At 54.8% G+C, this 13,769-nt stretch carries 13 protein-coding genes; 4 read left to right on the forward strand and 9 right to left on the reverse strand.

Annotation, left to right across the window (positions count from 1 at the left end; genetic code table 11):
• Positions 1-1,281, forward strand: coding sequence for an MFS transporter (locus AAIR21_RS10675; RefSeq protein ID WP_020882640.1), 1,281 nt, complete (start codon positions 1-3; stop codon positions 1,279-1,281).
• 26 nt (positions 1,282-1,307) lie between these two features.
• Positions 1,308-2,282: a glyoxylate/hydroxypyruvate reductase GhrB gene (ghrB, locus tag AAIR21_RS10680; RefSeq protein ID WP_014168132.1), complete on the forward strand. Its 975-nt coding sequence runs from the start codon at positions 1,308-1,310 to the stop codon at positions 2,280-2,282.
• 58 nt (positions 2,283-2,340) lie between these two features.
• On the opposite strand, the gene cspE is transcribed toward ghrB, so the two are convergent.
• A complete protein-coding gene (gene cspE, locus AAIR21_RS10685) occupies positions 2,341-2,553 on the reverse strand; it encodes a transcription antiterminator/RNA stability regulator CspE (RefSeq protein ID WP_014168131.1) in 213 nt (70 codons plus the stop codon).
• 245 nt (positions 2,554-2,798) lie between these two features.
• A complete protein-coding gene (locus AAIR21_RS10690) occupies positions 2,799-3,509 on the reverse strand; it encodes a DUF3053 domain-containing protein (RefSeq protein ID WP_020882641.1) in 711 nt (236 codons plus the stop codon).
• A gap of 331 nt (positions 3,510-3,840) precedes the next feature.
• Here AAIR21_RS10690 and AAIR21_RS10695 point away from each other — a divergent pair, with 331 nt between their 5' ends.
• The gene (locus AAIR21_RS10695) at positions 3,841-4,128 is read left to right on the forward strand and encodes an HTH-type transcriptional regulator (RefSeq protein WP_014168128.1); all 288 of its coding nucleotides are present in this window, start codon (positions 3,841-3,843) and stop codon (positions 4,126-4,128) included.
• Between the two features lie 46 nt (positions 4,129-4,174).
• On the opposite strand, the gene AAIR21_RS10700 is transcribed toward AAIR21_RS10695, so the two are convergent.
• The 4 genes from AAIR21_RS10700 to AAIR21_RS10715 form a co-directional block, all read right to left on the reverse strand.
• Entirely contained in the window at positions 4,175-5,794 is a 1,620-nt protein-coding gene (locus AAIR21_RS10700; protein ID WP_434680949.1) for an ABC-F family ATP-binding cassette domain-containing protein, read from the reverse strand.
• Between the two features lie 272 nt (positions 5,795-6,066).
• The gene (gene glyS, locus AAIR21_RS10705; RefSeq protein ID WP_183516858.1) at positions 6,067-8,136 is read right to left on the reverse strand and encodes a glycine--tRNA ligase subunit beta; all 2,070 of its coding nucleotides are present in this window, start codon (positions 8,134-8,136) and stop codon (positions 6,067-6,069) included.
• A 9-nt stretch (positions 8,137-8,145) separates the two neighbouring features.
• Positions 8,146-9,057, reverse strand: a complete 912-nt coding sequence (gene glyQ / locus AAIR21_RS10710; RefSeq protein WP_014168125.1) for a glycine--tRNA ligase subunit alpha — start codon at positions 9,055-9,057, stop codon at positions 8,146-8,148.
• A 161-nt stretch (positions 9,058-9,218) separates the two neighbouring features.
• Positions 9,219-9,524: a YsaB family lipoprotein gene (locus AAIR21_RS10715; RefSeq protein WP_014168124.1), complete on the reverse strand. Its 306-nt coding sequence runs from the start codon at positions 9,522-9,524 to the stop codon at positions 9,219-9,221.
• 184 nt (positions 9,525-9,708) lie between these two features.
• Here AAIR21_RS10715 and AAIR21_RS10720 point away from each other — a divergent pair, with 184 nt between their 5' ends.
• Positions 9,709-10,704: an acyltransferase gene (locus tag AAIR21_RS10720; RefSeq protein ID WP_014168123.1), complete on the forward strand. Its 996-nt coding sequence runs from the start codon at positions 9,709-9,711 to the stop codon at positions 10,702-10,704.
• On the opposite strand, the gene AAIR21_RS10725 is transcribed toward AAIR21_RS10720, so the two are convergent.
• The 3 genes from AAIR21_RS10725 to xylB all read right to left on the reverse strand — a co-directional run bounded on the left by AAIR21_RS10725 (position 10,697) and on the right by xylB (position 13,714).
• Positions 10,697-11,617 (reverse strand): GlxA family transcriptional regulator, encoded by a 921-nt coding sequence (locus AAIR21_RS10725; protein ID WP_183516857.1) that lies wholly within the window; start codon positions 11,615-11,617, stop codon positions 10,697-10,699. The genes AAIR21_RS10720 and AAIR21_RS10725 overlap by 8 nt on opposite strands.
• Positions 11,617-12,156 carry an isochorismatase family protein gene (locus AAIR21_RS10730; protein ID WP_020882645.1) on the reverse strand — a complete coding sequence of 180 codons (540 nt, stop codon included), beginning with the start codon at positions 12,154-12,156 and terminating at the stop codon, positions 11,617-11,619. The genes AAIR21_RS10725 and AAIR21_RS10730 overlap by 1 nt, the downstream gene beginning before the upstream one ends.
• 103 nt (positions 12,157-12,259) lie before the next feature.
• Positions 12,260-13,714: a xylulokinase gene (gene xylB, locus AAIR21_RS10735; RefSeq protein WP_025206427.1), complete on the reverse strand. Its 1,455-nt coding sequence runs from the start codon at positions 13,712-13,714 to the stop codon at positions 12,260-12,262.
• Positions 13,715-13,769 lie beyond the last annotated feature (55 nt).

A 13,769-nucleotide genomic window follows, 5' to 3' on the forward strand; every position in this document is an offset into this window, starting at 1 on the left:
ATGAACAGTTCGACCAATGCAGTAAAACGCTGGTGGTACATCATGCCAATCGTGTTTATCACGTACAGCCTGGCGTACCTTGATCGTGCCAACTTCAGTTTCGCGTCCGCGGCAGGGATCACCGAAGACCTGGGGATCACCAAAGGTATCTCTTCGTTGCTGGGTGCCCTTTTCTTCCTGGGCTACTTCTTCTTCCAGATCCCCGGCGCTATCTATGCGGAGCGTCGCAGCGTCCGCAAATTGATTTTCGTTTGCCTGATCCTGTGGGGTGCCTGCGCCTCACTGACCGGCGTGGTGAATAATATTCCTGCTCTGGCAGCCATTCGCTTTATTCTTGGGGTCGTTGAGGCAGCGGTAATGCCTGCGATGCTGATTTATATCAGCAACTGGTTTACCAAATCCGAACGCTCACGAGCCAATACTTTCCTGATCCTCGGTAACCCGGTCACCGTGCTGTGGATGTCGGTGGTTTCTGGCTACCTGATCCAGTCCTTCGGCTGGCGCGAAATGTTCATTATCGAAGGGGTGCCGGCGGTTATCTGGGCATTCTGCTGGTGGATGCTGGTAAAAGATAAACCTGCGCAGGCGAAATGGCTCTCCGAAGATGAAAAAGCCGCTCTGCAGGCGCAACTGGATAAAGAACAGCAAGGCCTGAAAGCGGTGCGTAACTATGGTGAAGCATTCCGCTCGCGTAATGTGATTCTGCTCTGCGCCCAGTATTTCACCTGGAGCATTGGCGTGTACGGTTTCGTACTGTGGCTGCCATCGATTCTCCGCAATGCCGGTGAAAACCTTGGCATGGTGGAAGTGGGCTGGCTGTCATCCGTGCCTTACCTCGCAGCCACAATCGCCATGATCATTGCGTCATGGGCATCGGACAAAATGCAGAACCGTAAGCTGTTTGTCTGGCCGCTGCTGCTGATCGCTGCCTTTGCCTTCATTGGTTCCTGGGCCGTCGGCGCGAACCATTTCTGGGTCTCTTACACCCTGCTGGTGATTGCGGGTGCGGCAATGTACGCCCCTTATGGACCGTTCTTTGCGATCATCCCGGAGATGCTGCCGCGTAACGTGGCAGGCGGCGCGATGGCACTGATTAACAGTATGGGAGCGCTGGGCTCGTTCTGCGGCTCCTGGTTTGTGGGTTACCTGAACGGAGCAACCGGCAGCCCATCCGCATCGTACATATTTATGGGGGTAGCGCTTTTCGCCTCCGTGTGGCTTACTCTGATTGTTAAGCCTGCTAATAATCAACAATTACCTGTCGGCGCACGCCACGCCTGAATCCTTAAAAATTAACGGAGATTAGCATGAAGCCGTCCGTCATTTTGTATAAAGCACTGCCGGAAGATCTGCAGAAACGCCTTGAGGAACACTTCACCGTTACCCAGGTGAAGAACCTCAGCCCGGAAACCGTGGCACAGCACGCCGATGCGTTCGCCAGCGCCGAAGGTTTGCTGGGTTCAAGCGAAAAAGTGGATGTCGCCCTGCTGGAGAAAATGCCGAAGCTTCGTGCTACCTCTACCGTTTCCGTGGGCTATGACAACTTCGACGTGGATGCCCTTAATGCCCGCAAGATCCTGTTGATGCATACGCCACATGCGCTGACGGAGACCGTGGCCGACACGCTGATGGCGCTGGTCCTCAGCACGGCGCGTCGTGTGGTCGAAGTGGCCGATCGCGTCAAAGCTGGCGAATGGACAAAAAGCATTGGTCCGGACTGGTTTGGGGTGGATGTTCATGGCAAAACGCTGGGCATCGTTGGCATGGGCCGTATTGGCCTGGCTCTGGCGCAGCGCGCACATTTTGGTTTTAACATGCCGATTCTGTATAACGCGCGTCGTCATCACAGTGAAGCCGAAGAACGTTTTAACGCCCGCTACTGCGAGCTGGATACGCTGCTGCAGGAAGCCGATTTTGTCTGTCTGATCCTGCCGCTGACGGACGAAACCCGTCATCTTATCGGTAAAGAGGCGTTTGAAAAAATGAAGAAAACGGCCATTTTCATCAACGCGGGTCGTGGCCCGGTGGTGGATGAGAAGGCGTTGATTGAGGCTCTGCAACAGGGTGAGATCCACGCTGCCGGTCTTGACGTGTTTGAACAGGAACCGCTGCCGGTGGACTCCCCGTTGCTTTCATTGCCCAACGTGGTGGCCCTGCCCCACATCGGCTCAGCAACCCATGAAACACGCTACAATATGGCTGCAACCGCGGTAGACAACCTGATCGCTGCCCTTAGCGGAAAGGTGGAAATCAATTGCGTTAACCCGCAGGTTCAGCGATAGAAATGAAAAAACCCGCCAGAAGGCGGGTTTTTAAAATTTGTGCTACTGGGTTGGAAGCTTACAGGCTTACAACGTTACCAGCTGCTGGGCCTTTAGCGCCGCTTTCGATGGTGAAGGAAACTTTCTGACCTTCATCCAGAGATTTGTAGCCTTCGTTCTGGATAGCAGAGAAGTGTACGAACACGTCTTTAGAGCCATCGTCAGGAGTGATGAAGCCGAAACCTTTATCAGCGTTGAACCATTTTACCAGACCAGTCATTTTAGCAGACATAGAATTACCTTAATTAACAAATATATTGTGCCTTCCGGCTTGATGGATTGTGTTACAGATTTTTAAGCGATGAAGGAAGGGTCACTACGAAGGGTATCTATGGATAACAATCTGGACTGCTTTACTAAACTGCTTTAGGTCTGTGTAACAAACCGACCTGTATAGTTATACCGATGTGGTAGAAGAATAACAAGCGTTATTTTCGCCCGGAATAAAAAACCCCGCCTGAGGCGGGGTTTTCCGATTTATTCTGTGGCAGCGACCGCTGCACTCCACGCCTGACTAAAGGCCTGGTGCTGGGAGGCCAGTGGCCCAATCAGCGCATTATACTGGCTTGCCTGCTGCGAGGTCGGGAACTGAATACCGTTGGCCACAAAGCTCACCTGAGTGCCCTGCTGGGAGATGAAGTCCCCCACCTGAACCAGCTGCTGCGTGAAAATTTGCGCGGCCGGGATCAGCGGTTGCATCGCTTCAGAAGGTTTCGACACCACTTTCTCATACACTTTGTCGAAGACCGGTTTGAGATCGTCGCCCTGCTTCAGCGCGGAACGTGACGCGTCCGCCTGCATTTTCGCATTCTGCAGCTGTTGGCTCAGCACGCCGAGCGCACCGTTGGACTGGCGCAGCGGTTCACGTTGCGTCATGTAATCCTGCGGGACGCGAATAGCGTTCACGCTATCCACAACCGGACGGATACCGGAATCCATCGCCTGGCTCACCTGCTGTGAATAACCATAAAGAATGGCGTAATCAGACACGAAGGGGCCAAACTGTTTTTTCTGATCCGCAGTCAGCGTCGGCAACCGTTCACCGCTGCGCATCACCGTATTCTGTAGAAAATCGATAAACGCTTTGCGCTGATCGCCTTCTTTATCAAAACACCCACTCAGGCTAACAACCATCAACAACGCCGCAATAGGCGCAAACCAGCGAGAGCAGGACTTTCCTGTCGCCATTTCATTACTCCTTTCACCCAAAAAAGCGCACACCGGCACATGCGTGCCCGACGCTGACAAGGATAGTCCAGGTCAGCCCTGCAAGATACTCTTTTCATGCAAAACGGCTATTGCCGTTTTATTTCTTACTATTTACAAAAAAATACCTGGCGAAGCCGACATAAGCGTAATCAGGTAATTAGTCTCACCCTGGCAACGGCTGAAACGCATAAAGCGATCGTTACCGCACGATTAATCACATCCGTGACGATCCGTCGTTTGTATTAGGGACTATTCTTAACAGGCTCTCTGATGTTCTTGATCCCGGTATGTGATTTAAGAGGAGTCCTCAATGGAATATAAAGATCCTGAGCTTGAGCTGCTGAGCAGCCTGGAACAGATTATTTTTAAAGATGTACCGCAGACGTTAACCCTGCAACAAAGATCCAATCCCTTTAAAGAATATGAGCAATTGCGCAAAGGGACTGGATTAAAAACTGAAGAATTCGCCAGAGCGATGGGTGTCAGCGTGGCTATGGTGCAGGAGTGGGAGTCAAAACGCGAAAAACCCACCCCAACCGAGCTAAAGCTGATGCGCCTGATTCAGGCCAACCCTGCACTCAGCAAGCATATAGCATGATGCAGTAAAGTAAGTTACCGCCCCCGCCTTTGCGGGGGCTTGTGTTTTAAAGGGGGGCACAGCGCCAACCCGCCTCTTCCCAGACCAGTTCATGCGTCAATGCTAACCCCCGCAAAAAAGCCTCATCGTGAGAAACCACCAGCAATGCCCCGGGAAAACCGGCCAGTGCGGCTTCAATCGCCTCGACCGAGGCCAGATCCAGATGGTTGGTCGGTTCATCCAGCAGTAAAAGCTGCGTAGCGTCTTCACGCCACAAGACACAGGCCAGAGCAGCCTTGAGACGTTCCCCGCCGCTCAGCTCAGCCAGCGGAAGCACCACTTTGTCAGCGCCCAACTGAAGCTGCGCTAAACGGGTTCGCAGCACACCCTCTTCCAGAGGTGTATGACTCAGATTGAGATGCGCCATCACCGACTGCGAAAGATCGAGCTGCGACAGATGTTGATCGAGATAAGCGCAGTTTACCGATACCTTACACGTTCCTGAGAGCGGAGCCACTTCGCCGAGAATGGCTTTTAAAAGCGTCGATTTACCGCAGCCGTTTGGTCCTTTTAGCGCCACGCGCATCGGTCCGTCCATTCGCCAGTTGGTCGGCGGGAGAGTGACGTACGGCAGCACCAGCCCCTCCATCACCAACACCTGTTTCCCCTCAGCAATCTGGCTTCCAGGCAACGTGAACATCACCGGATTCTCCTCTTCAACTCGCTCCCGGGCCTTGTTCACCGTGGCATTCAGCGCTTCATGTTGATCGCCATGCTGTTTTTTCAAGGTGCCAATGCGCTCTTTGGCGGCCATTTTGTATTTGACCCGCTCGAACGAGGCGATATTAAGGTTATCGACCGTACGTAACGTCTTCGCCGAACGCCGCTGGCTTTCGTCATGCTCTTTTTGCATCCGCGCGCGGGTGCGTTTGCGTTCTGTTGCCGCATGTTCCAGTGCCGCACGGGCTGCCTGCTGTTCGGCGTCCCGCTGATGCGTATAGTCGTCGTAACTGCCACCGTAGTGGCGAAGACCCGAGGCGCTCAGTTCAAGAATACGCGGTACCTTCGCCAGCAGTTCACGGTCGTGGGAGGCCACCAGCACGCCCCCCTGATAACGGGCGAGCTGGTCGTAGAACCACTCACGTCCCTGCCGGTCGAGATGGTTGGTGGGTTCGTCCAGCAGCAAATAATCCGCATCAGACGTAAACGCGCCACAGAGCAACGCGCGAATGCGCTCGCCGCCACTGAGTTCCATGGCTGATTTATCCGGGTCAAATGGTGGAAGTTTTGCGTGGAAAAACGCCTCGCTCAGACGGTCTGCTACATCCCAGTGTCCGTCGAGTAACGCCAAATCATCGGGCTGGTAGTCACCGCTGTCGATGCGCTTACGCGCCGCAAAAATCGCCTCATACCCCAGCAGCTCAGCAAGCGTGGTTCGCGGGGAGATATCGGGCTGTTGTGCCACATAAGCGTGCGTTGCAAAACGTTCGATATGACCGCTGGCAGGTTCATCACACCCTGCCAGCAAACGTAGCAGACGTGTTTTACCGCTGCCGTTACGGCCAACCAGCGCGCACAGTGACGGCGCCAGAGAAAGATTCAGCGGACCAAAAAGGGTATCGCCCGTCGCAAACTGACAGGTCACCTGATGCAAAATAAAAGAAGGGGATTGCGCAAAATGAGCCATAAGCACTCCTGAATGAAATCAAAACATCCCCTGCCGACGCGGTCGCGTTTAGCAAGGATCGAAATTCATCAGTCGTGTTTGTTCATTTTCGGGATGCGCTCCTGAGGGAGAAATATAACGAGAAACAGGATAACGGTAATTTGCTGACCATTTCAAGGTGAATTTTTAGGCGATTGCACTGCGCTTAGCTGGTCCACAAAAAAACGAGACATAAAAAAACCCGCCGAAGCGGGTTTTTCTCATCTGCTGGCCCGTCACCGGGCACATGCACGTTACTGCAGCAGCGAAATATCCGCCACGCGCAGGAACAGCTCACGCAGTTTTTCGAGCATAGAGAGACGGTTGATACGCAGCTCTTTATCTTCCACGTTCACCATCACTTTCTCGAAGAAGGCATCGATGACATCACGCAGTTCCGCCAGCTCCACCAGGGCTTCCTGGTAGCGGCCTTCGGCGAAATACGGCTCCAGCTTGTCACGCAGTACCACAACCTGCATCGCCAGGGCGATCTCTTCTGGCTCTTTCAGCGTCGCAGCGTTCACACGCTCGTTCAGCGTTTCGTCGGATTTCGCCAGAATGTTAGAGACACGCTTGTTAGCCGCGGCCAGTGCAGATGCCGCTTCCAGCGTACGGAAGTGGGAAACCGCCTTCATACGCGCATCGAAATCTGCCGGACGGGTTGGACGACGTGCCAGTACCGCCTGAATGGTATCGACGGTGTAACCTTCGTCCTGATACCACGCACGGAAGCGACCAAGCATAAAGTCGATCACATCGTCGACCACGTTGGCGTTGGTCAGCTTATCACCGTACAGACGTACCGCTTCTTCAGTCAGGGTCTGCAGATCCAGGTTCAGGTTCTTTTCAACGATGATACGCAGCACGCCCAGGGCAGCACGACGCAGCGCAAACGGGTCTTTGTCGCCTTTTGGATGCTGGCCGATGCCAAAGATACCTGCAAGGGTGTCCATCTTATCGGCAATCGCGACCGCACAGGCCACCGGATTAGACGGCAGCGCGTCACCCGCGAAGCGCGGCTGATACTGCTCGTTCAGGGCCACGGCCACATCTTCCGCTTCACCGTCGTGACGCGCGTAGTGCATCCCCATCACACCCTGGGTGTCGGTAAATTCGAACACCATGTTGGTCATCAGGTCACACTTGGACAGTAAACCCGCGCGCGTTGCGTGGTTCACATCCGCACCGATTTCACGTGCGATCCAGCCAGACAGCTCCGCAATACGGTCAGTCTTGTCGCGCAGCGTACCCAGCTGTTGCTGGAACAGCACGGTCTGCAGACGTGGCAGGTGATCTTCCAGACGCTTTTTACGGTCGGTGTTGAAGAAGAACTCGGCATCCGCCAGACGTGGACGCACCACTTTCTCGTTACCGGAGATAATCTGGATCGGATCTTTTGATTCAATGTTCGCCACGAAGATGAAGTTTGGCAGCAGCTTGCCGTCGTTGGCGTAAACCGGGAAGTACTTCTGGTCACCCTTCATGGTGTACACCAGCGCTTCAGCCGGCACGGCCAGGAATTTCTCTTCGAACTTCGCGGTCAGTACCACTGGCCATTCAACCAGAGAGGTCACTTCTTCCAGCAGGCTGTCGCTCAGATCCGCTGTACCGCCAATCTTACGCGCCGCGTCTTCCGCATCCGCCTTGATTTTGGCTTTACGCTGTTCGTAGTCAGCAATAACTTTACCGCGCTCCAGCAGGATCTGCGGATACTGGTCAGCATTGTCGATGGTGAACTCAGGCTCGCCCATGAAGCGGTGCCCACGGATCACGCGATCGGACGCCACACCCAGGATGGTAGCCGGAATAACAGTATCGCCCAGCAGCAGCGTCACGGTGTGCACAGGACGCACGAAGTGCACGTCGCTTGCGCCCCAGCGCATCAGTTTTGGAATCGGCAGCCTGGCCAGCGACGTGGCGATCATGTCAGGCAGCAGCGCTTGCGCACTTTCACCTTTCACATGTGCACGGTACAGCAGCCACTCGCCTTTATCGGTGGTCAGACGCTCAGCCTGATCGACGGTGATACCACAACCACGCGCCCAGCCTTCAGCCGCTTTGCTTGGCTTGCCTTCAGCATCAAACGCCTGAGCAATCGCCGGGCCACGTTTTTCAACCTCACGATCCGGCTGAGACGCCGCCAGGTTCGCCACTTTCAGCGCCAGACGACGCGGAGCAGCAAACCATTCAATTTTACCGTGTGCCAGGCCAGCGTTATCCAGCTCAGCAGTCACGTTCGCAGCAAAAGATTCAGCCAGGCTGCGCAGGGCTTTTGGTGGCAGCTCTTCGGTGCCAATTTCCACCAGGAAAGTTTTCTCAGACATGGCCGCCTCTTATTTGTTTCGGTTGCACATCGGGAAGCCAAGGGCTTCACGGGACGCATAGTACGCTTCTGCAACGGCTTTGGTCAGGGTACGAATACGCAGAATGTAGCGCTGACGTTCAGTCACGGAGATGGCTTTGCGGGCGTCCAGCAGGTTGAAGCTGTGGGCGGCCTTCAGAATACGCTCGTAAGCAGGCAGCGGCAGCGGAGACTCCAGCGCCAGCAACTGCTGCGCTTCTTTCTCGTACTGCTCGAAGCAGGTGAACAGGAAGTCCACATCCGCGTATTCGAAGTTATAAGTGGATTGCTCCACTTCGTTCTGATGGAACACGTCGCCGTAGGTGGTTTTACCCAGCGGGCCGTCGCTCCAGACCAGGTCGTAAACGCTGTCTACGCCCTGAATATACATGGCCAGACGTTCCAGACCGTAGGTGATTTCGCCGGTAATCGGTTTACATTCCAGACCGCCAACCTGCTGGAAGTAAGTGAACTGCGTCACTTCCATACCGTTCAGCCACACTTCCCAACCCAGACCCCAGGCACCCAGCGTTGGGTTCTCCCAGTTATCTTCCACGAAACGGATGTCGTGAATGGTTGGATCCATACCCAGCTCTTTCAGTGACCCGAGGTACAGTTCCTGAATGTTGTCTGGCGATGGCTTAATCACCACCTGGAACTGATAGTAATGCTGCAGACGGTTCGGGTTTTCGCCGTAACGGCCATCGGTCGGACGACGTGAAGGTTGCACATAAGCAGTCGCCATTGGCTCCGGCCCCAACGCGCGTAAGCTGGTCATTGGGTGTGAAGTGCCTGCGCCTACTTCCATGTCCAAAGGTTGAACAATGGTACAGCCCTGACGAGCCCAGTAATCCTGTAAGGTCAGGATCAGGCCCTGGAAGGTCTTGGTATCAAACTTTTGCATAGTATGTCGTGCTGGATACGTGTGGTTTTAAATGGAAGGGACCAGTATACCCGCTGCCTGCAAGATATACAGTACGAAACGGGTTTGTTTAGGGAAAATTGGGGAAATAAGCCACCACGCCAGGCAGCCGCTGGCGTCTGGCTGTTGATTATGCGAGCGGCTTAGCGCATGGAGAGATGTAAAAACTGACCGTCTGCGTCAAACGAACAGACAAAGCCCTCTTTACGGGACGTATGGCCTTTCAGCTCATAACTCCCCTGAAATCGCTCAAATCCGGTGACATCAATGTTCTGCGCATCCGAGTTATAGCGGCGCGCAGCCTGATCCTTACAGAACTGCTCCATATTCAGGGAGCGTTCCGGGCTGATTTTTCCCTGCTGTGCTTTTTGCACGGGTGCAGAGGGTGGCGTACTGCATCCTGCCAGGATAAACAGCAGAAAGAGTGACGCCGCACGCTTCATCATCATTTTTATTACCGCCCTGTTCAGTGGCTGTTATTTTTAGTAGCAAAGCTTTTATAGATTATGCCCTGGCATTCTGCGAACCTCGCGGCTTTCAAACAAGGCTGCTAAATAAAACTCAGAATTTTCCAGAGAGAGGCTTCAATACAATCGCAGTCACACTGAATTTACAAGGGATGATGAGGAACTGATGTCGTCAAAAATTAGCTGGATTGATAATCTGCGAGGAATAGCGTGTCTGATGGTGGTCATGATCCACACGACGACCTGGTATGTCACCAATGCGCACAGTATCAGCCCTGTTAACTGGGATATAGCCAATATTCTTAACTCCGCGTCGCGGGTCAGTGTGCCGTTGTTCTTTATGATTTCCGGCTTTCTCTTTTTTGGCGAGCGTAGCGCACAACCGCGTCATTTTATCCGCATCGCCGCCTGCCTGGGCTTCTACAGCGCCGTGGCCTTGCTCTATATCACCCTGTTCACCTCGATTAACGCCGGGCTATCTCTCAAATACCTTCTGCAAAAACCCGTCTTCTACCATCTGTGGTTTTTCTTCGCCATTATCGTTATCTATCTAGTTTCCCCACTGATTCAGGTGAAAACCGTGAGCGGGAAAATGCTGCTGGCGCTGATGGTGGTCATTGGCATCATAGCCAACCCGAATACGGTCTCGCAGAAAATTGATGGTTTTGAATGGTTACCGGTCAATCTCTATATCAACGGCGATACCTTTTACTACGTACTCTACGGCATGCTGGGGCGAGCTATCGGGATGATGGACACCCAAAAACGCGGCATGAACGGGCTATGTGCAGCGCTGTTTATCATCGGCGTGATCGTAATTTCGCGTGGGACGCTGCATGAACTGCAATGGCGCGGCAATTTTGCCGATACCTGGTACCTGTACTGCGGCCCGATGGTCTTCATCTGTGCCGTATCCCTGCTTACGCTCGCCAAAAACACCCTGAACGCACGCCCCCTTCCGGTGCTGAGCGTTATCTCCCGACACTCGCTCGGAATATACGGTTTTCACGCGCTGGTGATCCACGCCCTGAGAACGAGAGGGGTCGAGTTCAAAAGCTGGCCGGTGCTGGATATCCTCTGGATTTTTACCGTCACGCTGATGGCGAGCCTGCTGCTGTCAATGCTGCTGCAGAAGGTCGACACCCGCCGCTTCGTCAGTTAACGCTGCGCTGTCGGGCACGATGATACTGGCGCGGGGAGGAAAACCCCGCGGCCAGTGAGGCCTGTTCCACGCCACACCCTTGCAACAGCCACTGTTCAGCCACCGCCAGACGCAACTGCTCCAGATAGTCGCGAACGCTTATCCCTAAATGCGTCTGAAAAAGCCGCGTTAAATGGCGCGGGCTGACATGCGCCAGAGCGGCAATCTCGGGTAAAGCCCAGGCTTTGTGCGGCTCGGTGGTAAGCGCATCCTGCGCACGATGAATGGCCGGGTGAAGATGATTGCGGTAGCGTAACCATGGCGACAGCTGGGGATCGTCCCCGGAGCGACGAAACCAGACCACCATTTCGCGCGCCACGGCCAGCGCTTTTTCTGCGCCACACAGGCGGTTAATCATATGCAGCGCCAGGTCGATGCCCGAGGTGATGCCGGCGCTGGTCCAGATATTCTCATCCTGCACGAAGATCCGGTTTTCTTTGATGATTGCCGTCGGAGCCGCCGTACGCAAACGGCTTATAACGTCATGATGCGTTGTGCACTGCCGGTGATTCAGCAAGCCCGATTTTGCCGCCAGCAACGCCCCTGAACAGACGCACATGACGGTGATATCCTGACGATGAAATTTTGGCTGCAGGCGCATTAACCAGTGCTGGATCAGCTGCGCCTGCGGCGTTGAAAACTGAAAGCGGGAGTCGCTTACCCCCGGCAGCACCAGCAAACTGCCCTCAGGCAAGCTTTCCGGCAGCGGCTGAATACCGCCCATCATCAGACCAATCGACGTCGGAACCTCTGCCTGCGGACCAATGTAATGCAGGCGAAACGCGTCCCCGGCCAGCACAAAGGTCTCTGCCGGGCCCGTCATGTCTAATGACAGCACCCCGGGCAACATCACAAACCAGACGTCGATGCTCATTACAGTGACTCCAGCGTCTCCGCAACCGTTTTAATGTCGGCAAACCGCCCGGCCAGTACCGTCTCGGTACGATGGCGCAGTTCCTCTGCGCTCAGGGTTATCCCCTTGTGCGTCATTGGAAACGTGAGCGTTGCCTCGCTAACAAAGGTCACAGCATAGCCCAGATCGGATGCCACCCGCGCAGTGGTTTCACAGCATTGTTCCGTGCGAATGCCGCACACGATGAGCTGATTAATGTCTCGCTCACGCAGCCAGCGGTCAAGCCCGGTATCCGTGAACGCATTATGGACGTGTTTCTGGAAGACCACGTCCGGCTGATGACGTAAAAAGGCCATCGGTTTGACATAGCCGCTTTGCAGTGTGAACGGACCGTCTTCATCTACATGGAAAATATCAACGACAGGAATGCCACGCGCCTGGCAGCCCTCAATCAGCCCCAGCATCGCCTGCTGAAAGGCAGGAATTTCGTCCTCCTGCCAGTAATGACGATGATGAAAAGACTGCTGAGTATCGATGTTGATTAATGCAGTACGTGACATGTTGAATCTCCTCGCCAGTGGATATGACACCATACTGGCAAGGAAATAAAGGCCCGCACAGACCAAAAAAGGACAACCTCGTGCCTCTTACAGACAACCGTATTTACGACATCAGCGGCAACAGCTGTTGGTAGATTTTGCGAAAGACCTCGCGTCTTTGCGCATAACGCGCATGACGTGCCGCATCAGGCAGATGCGCCTGTTCCAGTTGAAGCTGCGGTAACAGCTGAGAAAGCGGCGTTTCCGGGTTCATGGCAATCTGCGCCAGTCGCGCTGCACCGAGCGCAGGCCCCACATCACCACCGGTACGAAAATCGAGCTGCAGTCCGCTGATATCAGACAGCATCTGGCGCCAGTAGCTGCTACGCGCACCGCCGCCAATCAGGGTGATACTCGCCGGCGTCACACCGCAGTCATGTACCACGTCCATTCCGTCCGCCAGGGCATATCCCACGCCTTCCAGAACGGCACGAGCCAGTTCCGCCGGGCCATGCTGATGGGTTAACCCAAAGAACACCCCTTTCGCTTCCGGATTGTTATGCGGCGTGCGCTCGCCGGAAAGATAGGGTAAAAACCAGACGGTACCCGCACTTTCATCCGCCTGCTGTGCAGCAGCAATCAGTGCCGGAACATCAGCCATCCCGGTCAGTTTCGCGGCCCAGTCAAGGCAAGAGGCGGCGCTCAACATAACCGACATCAGATGCCATTTTCCCGGCAGCGCATGGCAGAAACTGTGAACGGCACTTTCAGGATTACTGCGATAACCCTCGCTGACCGCAAAATAGACGCCAGACGTTCCCAGCGAAAGCATCGCCTGCCCGGCTTCCACCATCCCGACCCCCACGGCACCCGCCGCGTTGTCACCGCCACCGGCCACCACCGGGACAGCAGGCATATTCCAGCGTTCTGCGACGGCAGGCTGTAAGGTACCCGTTATCTCACTGCCCTCATAGAGCGCTGGCATATGTTCGCGGGTCAGGTGGCAGGCATCGAGCATGGCCTCACTCCAGTCACGCTTGGCCACGTCGAGCCACATCGTGCCGGCAGCGTCGGACATGTCGCTGGCGAAATCCCCCGTCATGCGAAAACGCAGATAATCTTTTGGCAGTAAAACTTTCGCCACCTGACGGAAAATTTCCGGCTCATGGCGGTGTACCCACAGTAACTTTGGTGCGGTAAAACCGGGCATCATCAGGTTGCCGGTAATACTGCGGGAGGTGGGTACTCGCTCTTCAAGGAGTGCGCACTCTTCCGCACAGCGACCATCGTTCCAGAGAATGGCCGGTCGCAGAACGTGATGCTGACTGTCCAGTAACGTCGCGCCGTGCATTTGCCCGGCAATGCCGAGGGCTTTGACGTCACGCAGACTGTGCTGTTCACCTAGCGCTTTGATTGCACGATCCGTTGCCAGCCACCACTGCTCCGGATCCTGTTCCGACCATAGCGGATGCGGACGTGAGACCTGCAGCTTTTCTGTCTGCGTTGCTAACACGTCGCCCTGCTCGCTTAACAGGATGGCTTTCACACCCGATGTGCCAAGATCAATCCCGATATACATTCGGTGACTCCTTTAACAGAAATGCCCGGTGGCGCGACGCTTACCGGGCTTACGT

This window comes from Enterobacter sp. PTB (genome assembly GCF_051130085.1).
Lineage (GTDB): Bacteria > Pseudomonadota > Gammaproteobacteria > Enterobacterales > Enterobacteriaceae > Enterobacter > Enterobacter ludwigii.

Bases quoted from the DNA above. Each gene is read 5' to 3' on its own strand.
- AAIR21_RS10675 (WP_020882640.1), top strand. From the start codon at position 1: ATGAACAGTTCGACCAATGCAGTAAAACGCTGGTGGTACATCATGCCA.
- glyS (WP_183516858.1), bottom strand. From the start codon at position 8,136: ATGTCTGAGAAAACTTTCCTGGTGGAAATTGGCACCGAAGAGCTGCCA.
- AAIR21_RS10730 (WP_020882645.1), bottom strand. From the start codon at position 12,156: ATGTCACGTACTGCATTAATCAACATCGATACTCAGCAGTCTTTTCAT.
- AAIR21_RS10720 (WP_014168123.1), top strand. From the start codon at position 9,709: ATGTCGTCAAAAATTAGCTGGATTGATAATCTGCGAGGAATAGCGTGT.
- AAIR21_RS10715 (WP_014168124.1), bottom strand. From the start codon at position 9,524: ATGATGATGAAGCGTGCGGCGTCACTCTTTCTGCTGTTTATCCTGGCA.
- AAIR21_RS10725 (WP_183516857.1), bottom strand. From the start codon at position 11,617: ATGAGCATCGACGTCTGGTTTGTGATGTTGCCCGGGGTGCTGTCATTA.
- ghrB (WP_014168132.1), top strand. From the start codon at position 1,308: ATGAAGCCGTCCGTCATTTTGTATAAAGCACTGCCGGAAGATCTGCAG.
- glyQ (WP_014168125.1), bottom strand. From the start codon at position 9,057: ATGCAAAAGTTTGATACCAAGACCTTCCAGGGCCTGATCCTGACCTTA.
- cspE (WP_014168131.1), bottom strand. From the start codon at position 2,553: ATGTCTGCTAAAATGACTGGTCTGGTAAAATGGTTCAACGCTGATAAA.
- AAIR21_RS10695 (WP_014168128.1), top strand. From the start codon at position 3,841: ATGGAATATAAAGATCCTGAGCTTGAGCTGCTGAGCAGCCTGGAACAG.
- AAIR21_RS10690 (WP_020882641.1), bottom strand. From the start codon at position 3,509: ATGGCGACAGGAAAGTCCTGCTCTCGCTGGTTTGCGCCTATTGCGGCG.
- xylB (WP_025206427.1), bottom strand. From the start codon at position 13,714: ATGTATATCGGGATTGATCTTGGCACATCGGGTGTGAAAGCCATCCTG.
- AAIR21_RS10700 (WP_434680949.1), bottom strand. From the start codon at position 5,794: ATGGCTCATTTTGCGCAATCCCCTTCTTTTATTTTGCATCAGGTGACC.